General features: G+C 60.6%; 17 protein-coding genes. 3 read left to right on the top strand and 14 right to left on the bottom strand.

Translation table 11 applies throughout. The features are described 5' to 3' along the window. The first annotated feature begins 141 nt into the window (after positions 1-141). Complete coding sequence (locus AA105894_RS03770) at positions 142-915, top strand: SDR family NAD(P)-dependent oxidoreductase (RefSeq protein WP_267310551.1); 774 nt, start codon at positions 142-144, stop codon at positions 913-915. Positions 916-969: 54 nt separating this feature from the next. Here AA105894_RS03770 and AA105894_RS03765 read toward each other — a convergent pair whose 3' ends face one another. Beyond that, positions 970-1,836: a tRNA1(Val) (adenine(37)-N6)-methyltransferase gene (locus AA105894_RS03765; protein WP_267310550.1), complete on the bottom strand. Its 867-nt coding sequence runs from the start codon at positions 1,834-1,836 to the stop codon at positions 970-972. A 107-nt stretch (positions 1,837-1,943) separates the two neighbouring features. On the opposite strand from AA105894_RS03765, the gene AA105894_RS03760 reads away from it, so the two are divergent. Further along, positions 1,944-2,999 carry a polyprenyl synthetase family protein gene (locus AA105894_RS03760; protein WP_267310549.1) on the top strand — a complete coding sequence of 352 codons (1,056 nt, stop codon included), beginning with the start codon at positions 1,944-1,946 and terminating at the stop codon, positions 2,997-2,999. Between the two features lie 30 nt (positions 3,000-3,029). Here AA105894_RS03760 and AA105894_RS03755 read toward each other — a convergent pair whose 3' ends face one another. Then, entirely contained in the window at positions 3,030-3,857 is an 828-nt protein-coding gene (locus tag AA105894_RS03755; protein WP_267310548.1) for a glutamate racemase, read from the bottom strand. Between the two features lies 1 nt (position 3,858). Further along, a complete protein-coding gene (locus tag AA105894_RS03750; RefSeq protein WP_267310547.1) occupies positions 3,859-4,611 on the bottom strand; it encodes an orotate phosphoribosyltransferase in 753 nt (250 codons plus the stop codon). Positions 4,612-4,789: 178 nt separating this feature from the next. On the opposite strand from AA105894_RS03750, the gene AA105894_RS03745 reads away from it, so the two are divergent. Beyond that, positions 4,790-5,026 (top strand): hypothetical protein, encoded by a 237-nt coding sequence (locus AA105894_RS03745; protein ID WP_025841883.1) that lies wholly within the window; start codon positions 4,790-4,792, stop codon positions 5,024-5,026. A 110-nt stretch (positions 5,027-5,136) separates the two neighbouring features. On the opposite strand, the gene AA105894_RS03740 is transcribed toward AA105894_RS03745, so the two are convergent. The 11 genes from AA105894_RS03740 to AA105894_RS03690 all read right to left on the bottom strand — a co-directional run bounded on the left by AA105894_RS03740 (position 5,137) and on the right by AA105894_RS03690 (position 18,697). Further along, positions 5,137-6,453, bottom strand: coding sequence for a citrate synthase (locus tag AA105894_RS03740; RefSeq protein WP_267310546.1), 1,317 nt, complete (start codon positions 6,451-6,453; stop codon positions 5,137-5,139). A gap of 40 nt (positions 6,454-6,493) precedes the next feature. After that, the gene (locus tag AA105894_RS03735) at positions 6,494-7,009 is read right to left on the bottom strand and encodes a SixA phosphatase family protein (protein ID WP_267310545.1); all 516 of its coding nucleotides are present in this window, start codon (positions 7,007-7,009) and stop codon (positions 6,494-6,496) included. Between the two features lie 15 nt (positions 7,010-7,024). After that, complete coding sequence (locus tag AA105894_RS03730; RefSeq protein ID WP_188425314.1) at positions 7,025-7,327, bottom strand: chorismate mutase; 303 nt, start codon at positions 7,325-7,327, stop codon at positions 7,025-7,027. Continuing rightward, positions 7,320-8,036 carry a metallophosphoesterase gene (locus AA105894_RS03725; RefSeq protein ID WP_373316723.1) on the bottom strand — a complete coding sequence of 239 codons (717 nt, stop codon included), beginning with the start codon at positions 8,034-8,036 and terminating at the stop codon, positions 7,320-7,322. The genes AA105894_RS03730 and AA105894_RS03725 overlap by 8 nt, the downstream gene beginning before the upstream one ends. Positions 8,037-8,129: 93 nt before the next feature. Then, positions 8,130-12,644 carry an AAA family ATPase gene (locus AA105894_RS03720; RefSeq protein ID WP_267310544.1) on the bottom strand — a complete coding sequence of 1,505 codons (4,515 nt, stop codon included), beginning with the start codon at positions 12,642-12,644 and terminating at the stop codon, positions 8,130-8,132. Between the two features lie 128 nt (positions 12,645-12,772). Beyond that, a complete protein-coding gene (locus AA105894_RS03715) occupies positions 12,773-13,390 on the bottom strand; it encodes a DsbA family protein (RefSeq protein WP_267310543.1) in 618 nt (205 codons plus the stop codon). A 138-nt stretch (positions 13,391-13,528) separates the two neighbouring features. Further along, entirely contained in the window at positions 13,529-14,449 is a 921-nt protein-coding gene (locus AA105894_RS03710; RefSeq protein ID WP_267310542.1) for a hemolysin family protein, read from the bottom strand. Then, positions 14,446-14,973: an rRNA maturation RNase YbeY gene (gene ybeY / locus AA105894_RS03705; RefSeq protein ID WP_267310541.1), complete on the bottom strand. Its 528-nt coding sequence runs from the start codon at positions 14,971-14,973 to the stop codon at positions 14,446-14,448. The genes AA105894_RS03710 and ybeY overlap by 4 nt, the downstream gene beginning before the upstream one ends. Next, positions 14,957-16,009 (bottom strand): PhoH family protein, encoded by a 1,053-nt coding sequence (locus AA105894_RS03700; RefSeq protein ID WP_267310680.1) that lies wholly within the window; start codon positions 16,007-16,009, stop codon positions 14,957-14,959. Before AA105894_RS03700 ends, ybeY begins: the two co-directional genes overlap by 17 nt. Before the next feature lie 113 nt (positions 16,010-16,122). Continuing rightward, entirely contained in the window at positions 16,123-17,493 is a 1,371-nt protein-coding gene (gene miaB, locus AA105894_RS03695; protein ID WP_267310679.1) for a tRNA (N6-isopentenyl adenosine(37)-C2)-methylthiotransferase MiaB, read from the bottom strand. A 259-nt stretch (positions 17,494-17,752) separates the two neighbouring features. Continuing rightward, positions 17,753-18,697, bottom strand: coding sequence for a lysophospholipid acyltransferase family protein (locus AA105894_RS03690; RefSeq protein ID WP_267310540.1), 945 nt, complete (start codon positions 18,695-18,697; stop codon positions 17,753-17,755). Positions 18,698-18,835 lie beyond the last annotated feature (138 nt).

Below are 18,835 nucleotides of genomic sequence, written 5' to 3'. Positions count from 1 at the left end.
GTGAAAATGCAGATTTCTCATTTATGATAAAGAAATGGCGTGATATTTGGTGTGATCACATCAAGTAATGGTGTCAGAACTCGGTTCTGGTTCTGAACGTTCTTCTTCTGTCGTGATCTTCATGATCCGGAGAGGAACAAAATGGCTGTCACCGTAAAAAACAAGACCGTATTCATCACCGGGGCTGGCGCAGGAATCGGGCGCGGCGCGGCACTCCTTTTTGCGAAGGAGGGGGCGAAAGTCGTTGCGACCGACGTCGATATGAGCGGGCTGGAAGAAACTCAGACCCTCGTAAAGCAGGCGGGGGGCGATATTCTGATCCTGCAGCACGATGTCACATCAGAAGAGCAGTGGATCGCCGCCTATGCCCAGGCGAAAGAGCGTTTCGGCGGTATCGATGTACTGGTCAATAACGCGGGTATCTACATTATCGCACCCGTTACCGAGATCACGCTCGAGACATGGAACCGCCTGATGGCGATCAATGTCACGGGTGTCTTTCTTGGCGCCAAGCATGTCGTGCCCTATCTGGCAGAGCGCAAAGGGGGAGCAATCATCAATCTCTCCTCTATCGCCGGTTTAAGAGGCTCGACCGGGCATGCGCTTTATGGCGCCTCCAAAGGGGCGGTGAGGATCATGACCAAGGATCTTGCTGCGGAGCTGGCGCCGCAGAATATCCGCGTCAACTCGGTGCATCCCACCTATGTGAAAACGGCTATGGCCGATTATGCCGAAAAGACACTTGGCGTGAGTGCGGACGAGTTGGGGCGTCATCTCAACCCGCTCGGTCGCCTCGCCGATGTCGCCGACATCGCCAACATGATCGTCTTTCTTGCCGCTGATGAATCGGCCTATCTCACAGGCTCGGAATTTGTCGTCGATGGTGGCGGTACGTCGGTCTTCACGCCACGCTGATCTCTATCGGAGAGGCCTCACGGCCTCCCGTCAGCTGGTCTTGGGGGAGGCTCCTCACGGGAGAGCGTTCGCCTCGCGCAGGACAGCTTCGCTTTGCGCAGTATATCCCCCCTCGTCGCGATGCAGCACCAGACCGGGCAGGAGGGAAAACATCCCTCTGCCGCCCTGTATGGCCCGCAGGAGAACAATCTTGGCGGCGCGTCCCTGTTTGGGCCAAAGCGGCAGCAAGGTGAGGCTTCCGAAGCCCGAATGGCGCAGTGCCTCGCAGGCACGGTCGACGACCGATGCCGGGAGCGCAAGGGTCAGGCTACCGCCGGGCAGCACCCAGCGTGCCAGTGTGGTGATCCATTCTTCCCAGCCGCCTTCCGGCATCGTCATGGCGAGACGCCTTCTGGCATCGCTGGCACCCGTATGATCAGCCGGATGCCAGGGGGGATTGGCCATGGCGTGATGGAAACGGCCATTATCGCCTGGGGTTAGTTGCCGCAGGGCAGGCGGGACATGAGGAATGCTCCCGTGCAGGATCGTCACCCGCGTGGCACAGTCGTTGTCACGCATGTTCTGCATGGCCAGTTGCGCGGTCGCTCCATCGGCTTCCAGCCCAACTCCTTTGACATCCGGACAGCGCGAGGTGAGGCAGAGAAGCCCGGCCCCCGCACCGCAACCGGCTTCCAGTACGCTCTGCCCTGACTGGGCCGGAACGAAAGCGGCCATCAGGACAGGTTCGATTCCCGTGCGGTAGCCCTGGGTGAATTGTCTGTAACGCACACGTCGGTCGAGCAGATATCCTTCCATCGTCTCGCTTGTCGTCACCGCTGCGGCCTCAGCTTTTAGGGTGGCCGGGTTGACCGTGGGCGCAGCGCCGCTCATATGGTTTGGACTGTCCGAGAACTGGTCTTCCGGTCTGGCTGGGTCATGCATGAAGTTCGATTTCTGCCACGGTGTTTCATAGCGCCGGCAGGAAGCCCGGCTCGTGCCTTATACTGCATCAGGGTCGTCAGTGGCCAAGTTTGAAGTGGAGATTTGCCTTGGGTGCTGCCGACAGCGTGACCGATATCAAGACACAAGACGGGTCCGGCGAATCAAGTCGTGAAAGCTCGGCCCTGCACGCGCTCTCGGCCTTTCTTAAAGAGGATATGGAGGCCTGCAATCGCGAGATCGTCGCGCGCATGCAAAGCCCCGTCCCGCTTATTCCCCAGCTTGGTGCGCATCTTGTTGCGGCCGGTGGCAAGCGGCTGCGCCCGCTCCTGACCCTTGCCTCAGCCCGGCTCTGTGGATACGTGCCCTCGGCACAGAACCAGCGTCATGTCGGTCTCGCTGCCTGCGTGGAGTTCATCCACACAGCAACGCTGCTTCACGATGATGTTGTTGATGAAAGCACTTTGCGCCGTGGCCTGGCTTCGGCCAATGCGGTTTTCGGCAACAAGGCATCGGTTCTTGTCGGCGATTTCCTGTTCGCCCGGTCCTTCCAGCTCATGACCGCTGATGGATCGCTGAAAGTCATGGCCATTCTCTCAGCGGCCTCTGCAACCATCGCCGAGGGCGAAGTGCTGCAGATGGCAACGCAGAACGATCTCTCGACGCCTATCGAAAAATATCTCGAAGTCATTCACGGCAAGACGGCAGCGCTTTTCGCCGCAGCCTGCCGTGTCGGTGCTGTGGTTGCCGACCGCTCGGAGCAGGAAGAAGCTGCGCTTGATGCCTATGGCACCAATCTTGGCATGGCGTTCCAGCTTGTCGATGACGCGCTTGATTATGCTGCCGACCAGCAGGTTCTGGGCAAGACCGTCGGTGACGACATGCGTGAGGGCAAGATCACCCTGCCGGTTCTCGCGGCTTTCCAGGCCGGCGACGAAGCCGAACGCGCTTTCTGGCTGCGCGTGATCGAGACCGGAGAGCAGACCGATGAGGATCTGCCCCATGCGCTCGCACTCATCGAAAAGCGCGGTGCCATCCAGACAACAATCGACCGTGCGCGCGTTTATGCCGAAGCCGCCATCGAGGCACTGTCCATCTTCCCTGACAGCCCGATACGGCAGCTGATGATCGATGCCGCTTCCTACACGGTCAGCCGCGTCAACTGAGACTCTCCGCCGCCTGTCAGGAGGCGGCTCTCAGGGCGTGAGCGCACCTTCCAGCAAGGTGATGTCGTGATAGCCCAGTCGGGCAATTGCCTGTTTCAGCGCCGCACTATCGGCGGCTGGCCCGGTCAGCGTAAGGCTCTCAGGCAGGTCCCTGCGTCCGGGTTGCTCACGACGCATTTCGAGCACCCGGTTGACCTGCTGGGCGACAGGTACGGCCGGATCCAGCCAGTTGATATCCGGCGGGCAGAGACGCAGGAAGGCATCAGTCAGAAACGTGTAATGCGTGCAGCCAAGGCCGATCGTGTCGATTTTCTGCCCCTGAGGGGCCTCGAACAGATGGCGCAATTCTCCGGCAACCAGAGCATCGTCGACAGAGCGGCCGAGAAAGGCCTGCTCTGCCAGATCTGCCAGAGTGCGGGCGCCATGCACGATCATTTCGCAATCAGCCGCGTAGCTGTCTCTCAGGCTGCGAAGATACGGGCGTCTCGCCGTGCCTCGCGTCGCCAGAAGCCCGAAGACGCGGCTCTGGCTGACTCGGGCCGCCCAGCGCACCGGTGGTACGCAGCCAACGAACGGCACGTCAAACCGGGCTCTGAGCGCATCCAGCGCGATCGTGCTGGCTGTATTGCACGCAATAAGCACGACATCAGGGCGCAGATGGGTGATGCGCTCTTCCATGAGGGAGAGAAGGCGCGCGACGAGCAGGGAATCTTCCTGCTCGCCATAGGGAAACAGCGCGTTATCGGCGAGATAGTCGATGCGCGTGTTTTCCGGTAGGGTCGTACGCAGGGCCTGCACAACGGCAAGCCCCCCAATGCCCGAGTCAAAGGCAAGCACACGTCCCGGAGGGAGAGACAAATCAGCCTTCCGCCTTGGCCTTGAGGGCCGCGGCTTCTTCAGCACTGCCGACGCCGCCATGGGCCTTCGACCAGCCACAGGGATCTTCGAGGAAGCGACGGACCTCATGGATGTCGCTTTCGGAGAAGTAGTTCGCGCCCGAACAGGCCTCGAGCACATCCCACCAGGTGCAGAGCGAATGCAGTGAGACGTTCATGTCGGCAAGGGTCTTCTGGGCGCCGGGGAACACACCATAGAAGAAGACGACAAAGGTGTGATCGATGATCGCCCCTGCCGAACGCAGGGCATTGGCGAAGCGAACCTTGGAGGCCCCATCGGTCGTCAGATCCTCGACCAGAAGGGTGCGCATCGATTCCGGCACATCGCCCTCGATCTGGGCGTTACGGCCAAAGCCCTTGGGCTTTTTGCGCACATAGGCCATGGGGGCCATCATGCGGTCTGCAATCCAGGCGGCAAACGGAATGCCGGCTGTCTCACCGCCGACCACGCAGTCGATGCTCTCATAGCCGATATGACGACCGATTTTCTCGACAGCCAGTTCGACGATCTTGGCGCGGGCGCGGGGAAAGAAAATTATCTTGCGGCAGTCGATATAGACAGGCGACTTCCAGCCCGAGGTCAGGGTGTAGGGCTCTTCAGGGCGGAAATTGATGGCCTTGATTTCAAGCAGGATACGCGCCGTCGTGAGCGCAGCATCCCTGTCCCATTGTGTCTGACGGACTGCGCCACCGTTGATCTCGTTGCTGAGAGCCATCTGTTATTACTCCATGATCTTACTGGCGTGCAGGATTATCCGTCCTTTGCGAGAAAAGTAAGAGAAATAAGAAGAGAAAATCCTCGCGCTTTCGTTCGATAGGCGATGCTTGCATTTACCATCGGAAAAGATTTACAATGCGCTAATTGATAATAATTCTCAACTAGGATCAGTTTGCGTGACTGTTGACCTCAACCGCATTTCCCGAAAGTGCGAACGCGCTGTTATCACAGCGTATGAAGAGCTGCGGGATGTGGGCCAGCCTGATATTCAGGCTTTTACCGCATGCACGACCCTTTATCGCATTCACCATCCCGAAGCCTCGCTGAACGAGGCGCGTCGTCTGGTTTCGGAATGGATCGACCATCATATCGTCCGTCAGGACAAGGGCGCCACACCCGGATGTGACTGCTAGCCTTCGGTCTGGTTTTTCATCGAAGATATGATGCCCGGGCTTTCTGGCCCAGGCAAAGAAAAAGCCGGAGAGAAATCTCCGGCTTTTTTCGTTTCAGGGCGTGACGCCGCTCAGCTGCGTCGACATTGCGGAATATAGTCGCGACGGGCTTCACCCACATAAAGCTGGCGAGGGCGGCCGATACGCTGGCCGGGTTCCTCGATCATCTCGCGCCACTGGCTGACCCAGCCTACTGTGCGCGCCACAGCAAAGAGCACGGTGAACATCGAAGTCGGGATGCCCATCGCCTTCAGGATCAGACCTGAATAGAAATCGACATTCGGATAGAGCCGGCGCTGCACGAAATAGGGATCGTTGACGGCGATTTTTTCGAGTTCTGCGGCCAGATCGAACATCGGGTCATGCTTGAGGCCAAGCTCGGCCACGACCTCGTGATAGGTCTGCTCCATGATTTTCGCGCGCGGGTCGAAATTCTTGTAGACGCGATGGCCAAAGCCCATCAGGCGCACACCGCTTTCGCGGTCCTTTACCTGGGCGATGAAGGACGGGATGTTCTCACGCGTGCCGATCTGCGCCAGCATGCCGAGAACGGCTTCATTCGCGCCGCCATGGGCGGGGCCCCAGAGTGCCGCGATACCGGCTGCGATGCAGGCAAACGGGTTCGAGCCCGTCGAACCGACAAGGCGCACGGTTGAGGTCGAGGCATTCTGCTCATGATCGGCATGCAGGATGAGAATGCGATCGATGGCACGCGCCAGAACCGGGTTGACCTTGTATTCAGCATTCGGCTTGGCAAACAGCATTTTCAGGAAGTTTTCTGAGAAGCTGAGATTATTGTCAGGGTAAACGAAAGGCTCACCAACCGTATACTTATAGGCCCATGCCGCGATGGTGGGCACTTTTGCGATCAGGCGGCGCGTGGAGAGATCACGCGAGGCCTCGTGCGAGATATCAACGGCATCGGGATAGAAGGCCGAGAGCGCTGCGACGGTGCCACAGAGAATAGCCATGGGATGGGCGTCGCGACGGAAGCCATTGAAGAAATTGCGAATCTGCTCATGAAGCAGGGCCTGTTCTTTCAGATCCTGCTGGAAGCGTTCGTAATCCTCACGACTGGGCAGCTCGCCATAGACCAGCAGATAAGCCGTCTCGGTAAAGCTCGCTTCGGTCGCCAGCTGCTCGATCGGATAGCCGCGATGCAGCAGCACGCCTTCGTCACCATCGATAAAGGTGATGGCGCTGCGGCAGGACGCCGTTTCACCATAGCCGGGATCGAAGGAAAACATCTGCGTATCGGCAGTGAGTTTGCGGATATCGATCACATCAGGGCCAAGGTTGCCCTTGAGGATCGGAAATACGGCAGAGCGCTCGCCTATGCTGAGGGTCGCCGTTTCGGGAGTGGATCCGTTTGTGTCGTGATCAGCCATGGACGTGCCTTAGGAATTTAGCCAGGAAGAGGCAATCAACTTATGGGTGAAGTACGGTGCCAAGTGTCGCCGTATTAGGTGAAAGACCGACCCAGTCGGAGATGACCGTAAACAGGGCCGTGGTGCCGGGCTCGTACCCTTTCATCAATTCCCGGGCGATTGGCCCATCAATCGCATCGCTTGCCAGATGACGACAGGTCTCGGCGATTGCCGGGTTGTGCCCCACGATGATCAGCGTTTTGACCGCGCCGGGTGTTTCGCGAATCAGTTCGAGAATACCGTAGAGATCGAGATCGTAAAGCGCATCGAGACCATGCACGACGCAGGATGACGGCAGGCGCCCGGCAATGGCGTGGGCCGTCTGCGTCGTGCGTCTGGCTGTGCTGTGCCACAGATGGGCGCCTATGAGATCGATCCCGATAGCTGAAAGCTTTTCGCCCAGGCTTTCTGCGTCCTGTGCGCCCCGCTCCGTCAGGGGGCGGTCACGGTCCTGAACGCCGAACAGGTCGTGCGTGGCCTGCGCATGTCTGACGAGGATGAGATGATGCGCCGTCATGTCACGCTCTCCGGTTCAGCGCGGGCTGCGCCCGGCAATTGAGTCATGATGTCGGATCACTTCCCGTATGATGAACGCAAGAAACTTTTCCGCGAAGTCAGGATCGAGCCGGGCCGAAGAGGCAAGCTGGCGCAGTCTTTCGATCTGACGCGCCTCGCGGGCAGGGTCGGCAGCGGGCAGGCCCGAGCGGGCCTTGAGTTCGCCTACCGCCTGCGTCTGGCGAAAGCGCTCTGCCAGCATATGGATCAGCGCCGCATCGATATTGTCGATGCTCTGACGATGCTGTTCGAGGAGCGCACGTGTTTCTTGTTCAGACATCCAGATCAATCCAGGCAAGATGGCCGCCTTTTCCGGCGCCAAGGTCGGTGAAGATGGCGCGACCACTGTTGCGTCCATCGCGTATCCAGGGGCGGCCATCGGTCGAGCGCCGGTCATGACCGCAATAGACGATATGATCGGCAGGAATATGATCGATCCAGCGCAATCGGCGCTCGGGATAACCGTCAGGCTGCATACGGCCTGTGGTTTCACCAAAAAGTGCGCGTGACAGCAGGGGGGTCATGGCACCAAGCGCCGGGGGCGGGGCTTCGAACATCATATCGGTGTGAAACCCGCCATGGACGAAAATCATGTTGCCCTGAACGATCCATGCCGGGGCCTCGGCTATAGCCTCATAGGCACGCTCGCGCAGACCAGCCTGAACCGGGCCCGAAAGCTGGCGCAGCGTCTCCTCGAGAGGCGGGTCGCGTCTCAGCCTTCTGCCTTCGAGCGCGCGCCCCAGCTTGCGGTCATGATTGCCCAGAATGAACAGGCCACGCCCGTCATCGATCAGATCAAGCATGAGCCGCAACGTTCCGGCACTGTCAGGCCCGTGATCCACCAGATCGCCGAGCTGGATGATAAACCGATCGGTCGCAACCGCATGTTCGAAAGCGGTGAGATCGCCATGCACATCGCCCACCACGCGCAGACCGCGACCGGCGCTCAGCTTCGACAGATCGGGAAGATGAGGGGGCGAAAAGGAAATCGGATCGGCCTTTCTGGGCTAGGGCGTCAATCGACCATTATGGGCGGTATCGGCAGGAAAACACAATAAAGACATGGTTATAACCGCATTCGATCACGACACCACAGCCAGAGAACCCGTTTCAGCGAAGGAGGTTGCAAGGCTGAGATCGACGGACAGGACCTGACTGACCCCGCGCTCCTGCATCGTGACGCCGAAAAGCCTGTCCATATGGGCCATGGTGAGCTGGTGATGGGTCACGATCAGGAAACGCGTATCTGCTTCTTCGGCCATATCCTTGAGCAGCCCGCACAGCCGCTCGACATTCGCATCGTCGAGCGGCGCATCGACCTCGTCGAGAATGCAGAGCGGGGCAGGCTGGCAGCGGAACGTTGCGAAAATGAGCGACAGCGCCGTCAGGGCCTGCTCTCCGCCAGACAGAAGCGAGAGAGTCGACAGTTTCTTGCCGGGCGGTTGCGCAAAGATTTCCAGCCCAGCCTCAAGTGGGTCATCGCTGCCGACCAGTCCAAGATGGGCCTTGCCACCATTGAACATGCGGCTGAACAGGGACTGGAAGTGCCGGTCGACCTCGACAAATACTGCCTGAAGTCGCTCGCGCCCCTCTTTTTTCAGCATGTTGATCGAACCACGCAGACGGCCAATGGCCGAGCCCAGCTCCTCATGCTCGCGCATCAGATGATCCGACTGGTTGCGGGCCTCGTTATATTCCTCATCAGCCAGCAGATTGACAGGTCCGAGGGCTTCTCGTTCCTTGAGGGCCCGGCTCAGGCGTCGCTTGAGGGTGGTCTCGCTCTGCTCCGTCAGAGGCAGGTCGAAATCCTCTGGTGGAGCGGTCTCCCGGCTTTCCGTGAGCTTCTCGAGCTGGCCGCATGCCTGGGTCAGGCGCTCCTGCAGGCGGATGGCGTTCTCTCTGGCAGAGGCGCAGCGTTGCTCGGCGTCCCTCCGCGTTTCTGCCAGCGTCTCGAGGGCGGCCTCGAGACCGGCGAGTGAAGCTGCAGCACCGGCGAAAGCCTCTTCGGCGGTTTCAAGGGCACCGTTGCTCTCCTGCGAAGCGGCCTCGAGGCGGATCTTCTCGGCATCGCTCCGCGCACATTCCGTCTCACCGAGCGCGACGCGGGCCTGAAGCCGGGTCAGATCGTCCTGCAGGGCCAGGCTTTGCGTGTTGTTTTCACTCAGTCGGACGGAGAGCTGCGTTTTTTCCTGTTTTGCGCGGTCATGGGCAGCTTCTGCCTCGCGGAGTGCTTCCTGATGGCGAGCGCTTTCTTCGCGATGGGCCGCTTCCTGAGCCTGTGCATTCTGGAAATCCTGCTCCAGGGGGGTCAGGTCAGGCACGGGCGCAAGATCACGCTGCTGCGCTTCTGCCTGAGCCCGGGCTTTCTTCACGGAATCATGCTGGGGCAGCAGCGCCGAGAGGCGACTGGACAGGCTGAGCTTCAGGTCGCGTCTTGTCTGCAGATCCCTTCCTGTCGCGCCGATTTCCCTGCCGAGCGCTTCAAGCGCCTGTCTGGATGCGTTGAGCCGTGTGTCGAAATCCTTCAGGACCGTACGTTGTCTGTCTCGTGCTTCGGCGCATCGGGTCAGTGCCGCGTCGTGATCTGTCTGCGCAATCTGCGTTTTCTGCGAGACGATCTCGGCGAGATCCTGTCGTGCCTGAGCCAGTACAGCCGTCAGGGTGCGCGATCTGGTAGCGTTGGACTCTTCCTGCAGTCTCAGGCGGGTGGCCTTTTCCTGCGCGGCACCATGGTCCGATTCGAGACGCCTGGCGTCATTCAGTGCGCGATCAGCTATCTGGCGTGTATTGGCGAGCGTCTCGCGCAGGCTGTCAATCTGCGTCTTGAGCGTGCTTTCCGCTGCGAGAGACCCAAGCGCCTCTCTCGCAGCGTCAACGCGTCTGGCCATCTCGTCGCGCTGGATAGCGGCTTCTTCACGTGTCTGGTCGAGACGATCGAGCTGGCTGCTGATGCGGTCGCGCTGGGTGAGAAGAATGGTCTCATCATGGCGTTTTGCCGTGAGTGCGGCTTCCTGCAGATGCAGGGTTTCGCGCAACTCGGCCAGTTGCTCGGTCTGAGAACGCTCTTTCTGCTCAAGTGTCGTCACATGCTCTGTCAGCGGAGCGAGCGCACGCTCTTTCTGCTCAATCTCGGCTTCGAGCGCTCGGATCGCGTTGAGATGCTCGACGCGGCTCAGCGCATTTGATGGCAGATTGGCGGCCTCACGATAGCCGTCCCATCGCCAGAGGGCCCCATCCCTGCTGACGAGGCATTGGCCGGGCGACAGACTCTGGTGGAGCGTTGCGCCAGCCTCGACAGAATCGACCAGCCCGATCGACGCAAAGCAACGCTGCAGGGCGGGCGGGCAATCAACCAGAGAGAGCAGGCTCAGCGCAGGCTGCGGGAGAGGCTGCGCCGCCAGGGGCGGAAGCTGTGCCCAGGCGCGATCCTGGTTTTCGTCGAGCGAGGCATCGAGTGTCGCATCGAGCGCAGAGGCGATCGCACGCTCCAGACCCGGCGGGATAATGAGCGAGTCGATCAGCGGCGAAGGCAGGGCCTCTGCCTGATGTGTCGCCGCCAGAGCTTCACGACGCGCGCGCAGGGCGAGAACGCTGGCGGCCGTTTCCCGTCGCGCTTTTTCCTGCATCTCGTGCTGCTGACGGCTGAGATTGCGTTCGGCAGAAAGGGTCTCACTCTGTGCTGTCAGGGTCGAGACGGTGGCTTGCGCCTGCGCATGGGCCGTTTGGGCGGCTTCGAGCGCTTCGGCAGCAGGCATCTGCGCAACGAGTTCGCAACGCTGGGCAGAGAGCGTTTCTATCTGGCTCTCATGGCGGGCCTGCGCTTCACTCGCCTGTTCGTATTCACGCTGGAGCAGGCTCCGTTGCCGGGCAACGCCCTGCGCTTCAGCCTCGGCATGTGAGAGGGCCTGCTGATGCTGGCTCACCGTTGCCCGGGCCTGCTCGGCCTCCTGGCGTGCCTTGTCGCGCGCAGCGAGTAACCGGGCAGCCTCTGTCTCGAGTTCGAGAAGCTCTGCCTCGCTGAGGCAAGCTCGGGTTAGGGATTCGAGTTCGGTCTCATGTCGGGTGCACTGCGCCTCAAGCGCCTGCAGCCTTGTCTGAAGGCGTGACAGGGTCTCGCGCGCCTGCCCGGCCTCACGGGCGGCCTGATCGGCTTCCTGTTCAGCCTGTGAAAGCGCCAGACGCGCATCCTGCTGGGCACGGGTCAGCCTGGCGGTTTCTTCTTCCAGAGCACTGCGCTGGCGCCGTTTTTCATCGAGTGACGTCTGAAGAGCAAAAAGACTGGCTTCATCAGGGAGCCTGGACTTCACCTCATCCAGCGCCTTCGCCAGCTGATGCTCCTCTTCGTTGAGGGCTGCGATCCGTTTTGTGGTTGTCTCGTGCTCTGCCTGCAGGCTCTGCGCTGCCAGACGCTCGCTCATAAGACGATCCGAAAAGGCCTGACGCGTTTTTTCTGACGCGACCAGCGCGGCGGCGCTTTCCTGCGCGGTCTGCGTCAGCTCTGTGAGCTTGTCCGGAAACCCTGTCAGAAGGGTTTCGAGTTCTGCCATGGCCTCTGTGAGCCCGGCATGCCTTGCCTGTGCCTCGTCAAGGCGCGATTGGGCGATCTGCTGGTCGGCTTGCAGCTGGACCTGACGCTGTGCGTTTTGCTCTGCCGCATTGAGAGCCTGTGCGAGGGCCTCACGCGTGGTTTCAGCGACCACACGCAGCCTGTCCCGTGCTTCACGCAGGGTTTCGACCTGCTCTCGCAGTTCAAGGATGAGTGCTCTCTGACCAGTGCGCTCCTGCTCGGCCATGCTCGCTGCGGCAGCCGACTCATCGCGCTCTTTTTCTGCTGCCTGCAACAGGGCGGTGGTGCGTTCCACCAGAAGTTCGGCACGTCTGTACGTTACCCAGGACAGGGCCTGTTCGTCATTGCGTATCGACTCAGAGAGATTTCGATAGGCACGCGCATGAGTCGACTGCGCCTCGAGCTGCTCGAGGCGACTCTCGATCTGCTGACGCAGATCTTCCGACCGCTCCATATTGCTTTCAGCCTGACGAAGCTTGAGTTCGGCATCGTGGCGTCTGGCGTGCAGGCCGGTAATGCCTGCGGCTTCTTCCAGAAGCGAGCGGCGCTCTTCCGGCTTGGCGCTGATCAGCGCGCTGACGCGGTTCTGGCTGACGATCGAAGAGCTTCGGGCGCCTGAGGACAGATCGGCAAAAAGTGTCGTGATATCGCGTGCGCGCAGGGCGCGCCCGTTGAGACGGAAATCGCTGCCTGAACCCCGTTCAGCGCGTCGGCATATCTCCAGCCCGTCGGCTTCAGCGAAGGGGGCGGGAGCGAGGCCGGTTGCCTCTTCGAGCCAGAGAGTTACTTCGGCGAGAGACCGCGCCGAACGTGCACTCGTGCCCGCGAAAATCAGATCGTCAAGCTCGCCACCGCGCAGGGCGCGTGCCGAGCTTTCCCCCATGGCCCAGCGAAGGGCCTCTACGACATTGGACTTGCCGCAGCCATTGGGGCCGACAATGCCAGTCAGCCCGGGGAGAATATCAATCGTGGCAGGATCGGCGAAACTCTTGAAACCCGCTATCCGCAGGCGCGTGATCTTGGCTGACATACGCGAAAAGCGGGGTCCTCTTCTGGGCGTTCTTCCCTGCGGCAATAAAAGGCCGTCAGGAGCGCAATGCGGTGGCGGCGCGGGCTGAGTGCTGCCCGTACCGCCCGCGCATGTAACCGAATGCGGCCTTAGCCGCCAGCCTTCCTGACTTCTGCCTCGAAAGCATCGAAGGTCAGGAGTTCCTGATTATACGGCTTGTCGTTGAACATGAAGAAAGGCGTGCCGCCGATATTGTATTTGGCCTGATCGGCATCCTGCTGCGCCACGAGTGCCTGACGAAGCGCGTCGTCAGCATCGATCTTTTTGAACTGATCGGCCGAAACACCCGCCAGGGCCGCCATCTGCTGGATCTGCTTTTTCGGATCGACGTCGCGGGCGAAAGCCCAGCGATCCTGCGTCGAGAGCATTGAATTGACGAAGGGCACGTAGCGCTCGACGGGAAGCGAGCGCGCCACCATGGCGCCGAGAAGCGCGATCTGGTCGAGCGGGAAGTCGTGATAGACGTAGAACACCTTGCCGGTATCGATGAGCTTCGTCTTCACTTCCTGGAAGACGGTCATTTCGAAATGGGCGCAATGGGTGCAGGTCAGCGAGAACCACTCATTGACCGTGACCGGCGCCTTGGGATTGCCCAGGGTGCGCGGCGTCAGGCGAATGTCGTTGGTGTGAGCGTCTTCAGCGCGGGCTTTCGACATGAGGGCGAGGGCAGGGATCGCTGCCAGGAAACTGCGCCTGTAGACGGACATGGAAAACACTCCCGTTGAATGATGTCAAAGTTTTGAAGACCGGAAGGGGCGCCTGCGTCAAGTGCCGGACCCTTCACGCACAGGGTTCCGGCACCTGATTTCGTTGTCACACAGAAAGGCGCGGGGTCGGGCGCTGCGTCAGCGCGCTTCCGCGTCGCGGTCTGGCTGCTTCGCATCGCTGCGAACCCAGTCGGACGGGACCCTCATGCGCAGCGCGCGGATATGGCGCGCATCGGCATCGGTCACACGAAAGACGAGACCGCTCTCATGGGTGAAAACCTCGCCCCTGATGGGAACATGCCCGGCTAGGCGGAACACGAGCCCACCCACAGTCTCGATTTCCGCTTCGCGCTCCGCTTCTGTCAGCACAGGCCCCATGAAGCCTTCAAGCTCATCGACCGGCAGACGGGCATCAAGATCGAAGGAGCCATCAGCTCTTTCGGAAATCATGGCGGAAACCGGCTCGTCATGCTCATCAGAGATATCGCCGACGATGGTCTCGACCAGGTCTTCGATCGTCACCAGACCGTCCACTCCGCCGTATTCATCGATCACGAGCGCCAGATGGGTGCGACGCTGGCGCATCTGAAGCAGCAGATCCAGCACTGGTATCTGCGGGGCAACCATGAGCGGCTGCCTCAGAAGAGGCTCGATATCGAAGGCTTCCGACGTGCCGATATAGGCGATCAGATCCTTGACGTGAATCATCCCGATGACGTTGTCCAGATGCTCACGATAGACCGGCACGCGCGAGTGGTTCTCGCGGCGCATGAAATCGAGCGCCTCATCCAGGGTGATATCAGCTGACATCGAGACGATATCGGCGCGCGGCACCATGACGTCATCGGCGGTTTTTTCCCGCAGATGCAGCACATTGGTGATCAGCGCGCGTTCCTGACGATCAAGTTCAGGGCGTGTTCCGGCCTCGGGGTGGGGTGTTGCTGCTTCTTCCACCAGGGCCGCGATGGAGAGCCTCAGGCCCTGCTCACGTCCCCTGCGGTTGAAGATTCCGAACAGCCCCTTGTTGCGTCGCTGTTGATGCTCGTCGCTCTCGCTCATGCGACGCGCCTCCCACCCAGTCGCCAGGGGTTTGGAATGCCGAGGCGCGAGAGAATGCGCGCTTCGGTCATTTCCATCAGTCGTGCCTCATCGGGGCGGTGATGGTCATGACCGGCAAGGTGAAGCAGGCCATGCACGACCAGATGGGCAAAATGATGCGAAAACCGCTTGTTGCCCGCCTTGGCCTCACGATGAAGCGTTTCATAGGCGAGGGCGATATCGCCATCGCCGAACGCGCCGTTCTCCTCAAAGGTGAGGACATTCGTCGGCTTGTTCTTGTCTCTGAAACTGGCGTTCAGTTCCTTGACCGCGCGATCGTCGGCCAAAAGAAAAGCCGGCACGCGATCCCGGTCGAGCCAGGGGCGGCTTGCCTCGATGCAGCGCATGACACGCTGTTCGAGACCGGGCACGGCAACGCGCCAGCGACGATCCGTCACGATCAGGTCGAGGCGATTGCGAAGAGACGCCCTGTTTGTAGAGGACGTCTCTTCGGCGGATGGGGTAAGACTACTTCGAGGTTCCATTGTATTCCCGGCGCGACCTGCCTCGGGAATAATCCCGTGCCGCAGCCACTCGTTGATCATAAGCGTCCACGATGCGGGCCACCAGCGGGTGACGGACAACATCAGCAGACTCGAAACGCGTAATACCAATTCCCGGCAGGCCTTCAAGGGTCTCGACGGCTTCACGCAGGCCTGATGCGACGCCCGAAGGCAGATCGATCTGGCTGAGATCGCCCGTGATGACCATGCGGGCACCCTGTCCCATGCGGGTCAGGAACATTTTCATCTGGGCCGGTGTGGTGTTCTGGGCCTCGTCGAGAATGACGAAGGCATGCGCCAGTGTACGGCCGCGCATGAAGGCAAGCGGGGCCACCTCGATTTCGCCATTGGCCATGCGCCGGGCAACCTGATCGCCTGGCAGCATGTCATTCAGCGCATCGTAGAGCGGGCGCAGATAGGGGTCGATTTTTTCACGCAGATCGCCGGGCAGAAAGCCCAGGCGCTCGCCTGCCTCGACCGCAGGGCGTGAGAGGATAATGCGATCCACCTGGCCTGCCTGAAGCATGGCAACACCCTGCGCAACGGCCAGATAGGTCTTGCCCGTTCCGGCTGGGCCGATGCCGAAAGTCAGCTCCGTCCTGGCCAGCATTTCCATATAGGCAGCCTGCCCGCGTGAGCGTGGTGCAATCGCCCCGCGCTTCGTGCGTATGGCAGGCAGGTCCTGAAACGGTGCGTGATTATCCGTATCCCTTCTGCCTGGCTCGGCCGGACGGGGCTGAGCCGCGCGCGGTTCAGGCTGTCGCGACGGGCGGGGCAGGGCAGAGAGGCGGATGACACTATCCACGACAGGGCCATCGATTTTGCCGCCATGTTCCAGCTGATTGTACAGCGCCGTGATGGCTGCCTGAGCGCGGGCCACAGAGGCGGCTTCACCCGTGATGGCAATCTTGTTGCCACGGCAGGTCAGACGCACATCGAAACCCTGTTCGAGGCGGATCAGATGACGGTCATGATCACCCAGCAATTGCTGGAGAAGGATATTATCGCCAAAGCGCAGCGCGGAGGTGCGATGGCCCTGTTCCTGAGGGGGGGTATCAGGCGGAAGCTGCCGCCTGGAGTTACGGTCATTGGTCCCGTGTCCGGGATGCGACTGGGGTGCCGTGGGGTGGCTCAAGCGCAGACTCTCTCCCGTAAGAGTGTACCAGCCAGCGAATTGGTAAGACGCTGGGTTATCACAACCGGCACTGTCTGACCGATAAGATCATCAGGACCATCGACATGGACCGGTTGCAGATAGGGTGAACGCCCGGAGATCTGGCCGGGTTTGCGGCCACGTCCGGTAAAGAGAACCGGCAGGGTGCGACCGACCATATCGGCGTTGAACGCGTCCTGCTGCTCGCGCAGGAGCGCCTGCAGTCGCTGCAGGCGTGCGTCTTTCACCGCCTCGTCGATCTGGAAGGGCTGACCTGCTGCCGGTGTTCCGGGGCGGGGCGAGTATTTGAACGAGAACGCCTGTGCGAAACCGATATCGCGCACGAGCTGCATGGTCGCCTCGAAATCCTCATCCGTCTCGCCCGGATGGCCGACAATGAAATCGGAAGAGAGGGCGAGGTCGGGGCAGGCTTCGCGCAGGCGGGCGATCAGGGCGCGATAGTCGTCAGCCGTATGGCCGCGATTCATGGCCTTGAGAATGCGATCCGAGCCTGATTGCACCGGCAGATGCAGGAAAGGCATCAGCGCTGGATTGTCACGATGGGCGTCGATCAGCGTCTGGTCCATGTCACGCGGATGCGATGTCATGTAGCGGATGCGCTTGAGGCCCGGGAGGGCCGCCAGCGCTTCGGCGAGCTGAGGCAGATCGGCCGTACCGCCTTGTCCGTCATCGCCATGATAGGCATTGACGTTCTGGCCGAGCAGGGTGATCTCGCGTACGCCGCTTTCCACCATGCGTCTTGCCTCGGCGATGACCGAGGGCAGCGAACGGCTGGTTTCGGCGCCACGTGTGTAAGGCACGACGCAGAAGGAGCAGAACTTGTCGCAGCCTTCCTGAATCGTGAGGAACGCTGTCAGGTTTCCCTCGACCTGCGGGGCGGCTTCCTGTGGCAGAAAGTCGAACTTCATCTCGACAGGAAAATCGGTGTCGATCACAGCGCCACCGGCACGCGCTGCACGGGCCACCATCTCGGGCAGGCGATGGTAGGTCTGCGGACCGAGAACGATATCGACATAGGGTGCGCGGGCGAGAATCTCTTCGCCTTCTGCCTGGGCCACGCAGCCTGCCACTGCGATGATCGACCGGCTCAGACCGGAGGCCTCGCGTTCTTCGCTGATCTTTCGCAGGCGCCCCAGTTCCGAGAACACCTTCTCGGCGGCGCGCTCGCGGATATGACAGGTGTTGAGTATGACCATCTCGGCCTGTTCGGGCGTCGTGACAGCGCGATAGCCGAGTGGCGCCAGAACATCGGTCATGCGCGCGCTGTCATAGACATTCATCTGACAGCCCCAGGTGATGACATGCAGGCCGCGCGTATTGGCGTTCATCTCGTTCTGCACTGTAATCCTGCTGTCGTTGGAAGCCTCGACGGTCACGTGTCCTTACCTCTTGCCTGCTGGCGATGCTCTGCGGGTGGGATGTCTAGGGAAAATGCCTGAAACTCAGGCCTCCTCCTGTCTGTTTGTCCCATATGCCCTTTTATGGATGTACTGCCATGCGTTGTAGCCGAAAGACACGTCAAATGCATGGGTAATATTTGTGCCATATGCGACCCGGCGTCTGGGCGGTGCAAGGCGGGCATGCCGCTCAGAGCTGGATCGCCTCGGGCTGGTCGGGGTTATGGTGCAGTTGGGCTACGCCGAGTGCCACGATCTCCTGCACCGCAGAAGAAAGCTCCTTGCGGCTCGGGAAATCTGCCGGATCGACCGGAGGATGAAGAATGACTGTTGCACCGAGCGAGCGCCATTGCGTGACCGACCAGATATGCGGCGCCAGTTCCATGTCACCGTACCACGCCAGGGCAGTGCGACGCGCGCGCCCGATAGGCAGGCCATCGAGACGGTCATAGACGATGGAGACCGGCTGGATCAGCACCGAAGGGGGCGTCGGAAGGGTAGGGTCGACACGGCTCGGCTTGGCGATGGCGAAGAAGGACGACATGAAGGGCAGCACATGGGTGCCATCCGTCGAAGTGCCTTCCGGGAAAAGGATCAGATTATCGCCGTTATTCAGGCGATCAGTCATCGCCTGAAGTTCGCGCCCTGTATTGTTGCGCTGGCGGCTGACAAAGATCGTCCTGCCAAGACGCGCCAGCGTGCCGATGACCGGCCAGTCGGCAATCTGCTGTTTTGCAACAAAAACAGTGGGAAGGATGCCGCCCGCAACCGCGATATCGAGCCATGAGGAATGATTGGCGACGAAAATGATCGGACGCTCGCCGTTTCTGACAGCGAGGCTGTCGCGTATCGTTCCGGCTGCCTCACCGACCACGCGCACGCGCAGGCCAAGGATGCGGCAGATTGTTGCCCAGTAAAAACGGGCGAACACGATCTTGTTCGCACTTTTGCGTCGCAGCAGGGCGCGTTGCGGCACGCTGGCGACGATCGTCCACAGAATGGAGAGGCTCATGCGCCTGATCGCGCGCAGCCGACATAGAAAGCGGTTCCCCAGAGCAGGCTCAAGCGGGGCGGTCCAGGGTTCGGGGCCGGAAGCGTCACTCGCGGGACGGCGGCGCGTAATCGCGTCAGTCATTGGGCCATACCTAACGCGAAATCATTCTTTCGGACAACCGCGATACAGCGATGATTTGATTAAGATTGAACGAAACTCTGCCATGCGCGGTTAATACAGGCAAAAGAGCCTCCCCCTGCCTTTTCTTGATGACGCAGC

The sequence above is a fragment of the Asaia spathodeae NBRC 105894 genome, assembly GCF_025994195.1.
GTDB lineage: Bacteria > Pseudomonadota > Alphaproteobacteria > Acetobacterales > Acetobacteraceae > Asaia > Asaia siamensis.
Note: the sequence above shows the minus strand (reverse complement) of the source record. Positions and strands in the feature narration are given on the sequence as shown.

Bases quoted from the DNA above. Each gene is read 5' to 3' on its own strand.
- AA105894_RS03770 (WP_267310551.1), top strand. From the start codon at position 142: ATGGCTGTCACCGTAAAAAACAAGACCGTATTCATCACCGGGGCTGGC.
- miaB (WP_267310679.1), bottom strand. From the start codon at position 17,493: ATGAACGCCAATACGCGCGGCCTGCATGTCATCACCTGGGGCTGTCAG.
- AA105894_RS03715 (WP_267310543.1), bottom strand. From the start codon at position 13,390: ATGTCCGTCTACAGGCGCAGTTTCCTGGCAGCGATCCCTGCCCTCGCC.
- AA105894_RS03740 (WP_267310546.1), bottom strand. From the start codon at position 6,453: ATGGCTGATCACGACACAAACGGATCCACTCCCGAAACGGCGACCCTC.
- AA105894_RS03735 (WP_267310545.1), bottom strand. From the start codon at position 7,009: ATGACGGCGCATCATCTCATCCTCGTCAGACATGCGCAGGCCACGCAC.
- AA105894_RS03730 (WP_188425314.1), bottom strand. From the start codon at position 7,327: ATGTCTGAACAAGAAACACGTGCGCTCCTCGAACAGCATCGTCAGAGC.
- AA105894_RS03710 (WP_267310542.1), bottom strand. From the start codon at position 14,449: ATGAGCGAGAGCGACGAGCATCAACAGCGACGCAACAAGGGGCTGTTC.
- AA105894_RS03690 (WP_267310540.1), bottom strand. From the start codon at position 18,697: ATGACTGACGCGATTACGCGCCGCCGTCCCGCGAGTGACGCTTCCGGC.
- AA105894_RS03720 (WP_267310544.1), bottom strand. From the start codon at position 12,644: ATGTCAGCCAAGATCACGCGCCTGCGGATAGCGGGTTTCAAGAGTTTC.
- ybeY (WP_267310541.1), bottom strand. From the start codon at position 14,973: ATGGAACCTCGAAGTAGTCTTACCCCATCCGCCGAAGAGACGTCCTCT.
- AA105894_RS03750 (WP_267310547.1), bottom strand. From the start codon at position 4,611: ATGGCTCTCAGCAACGAGATCAACGGTGGCGCAGTCCGTCAGACACAA.
- AA105894_RS03765 (WP_267310550.1), bottom strand. From the start codon at position 1,836: ATGCATGACCCAGCCAGACCGGAAGACCAGTTCTCGGACAGTCCAAAC.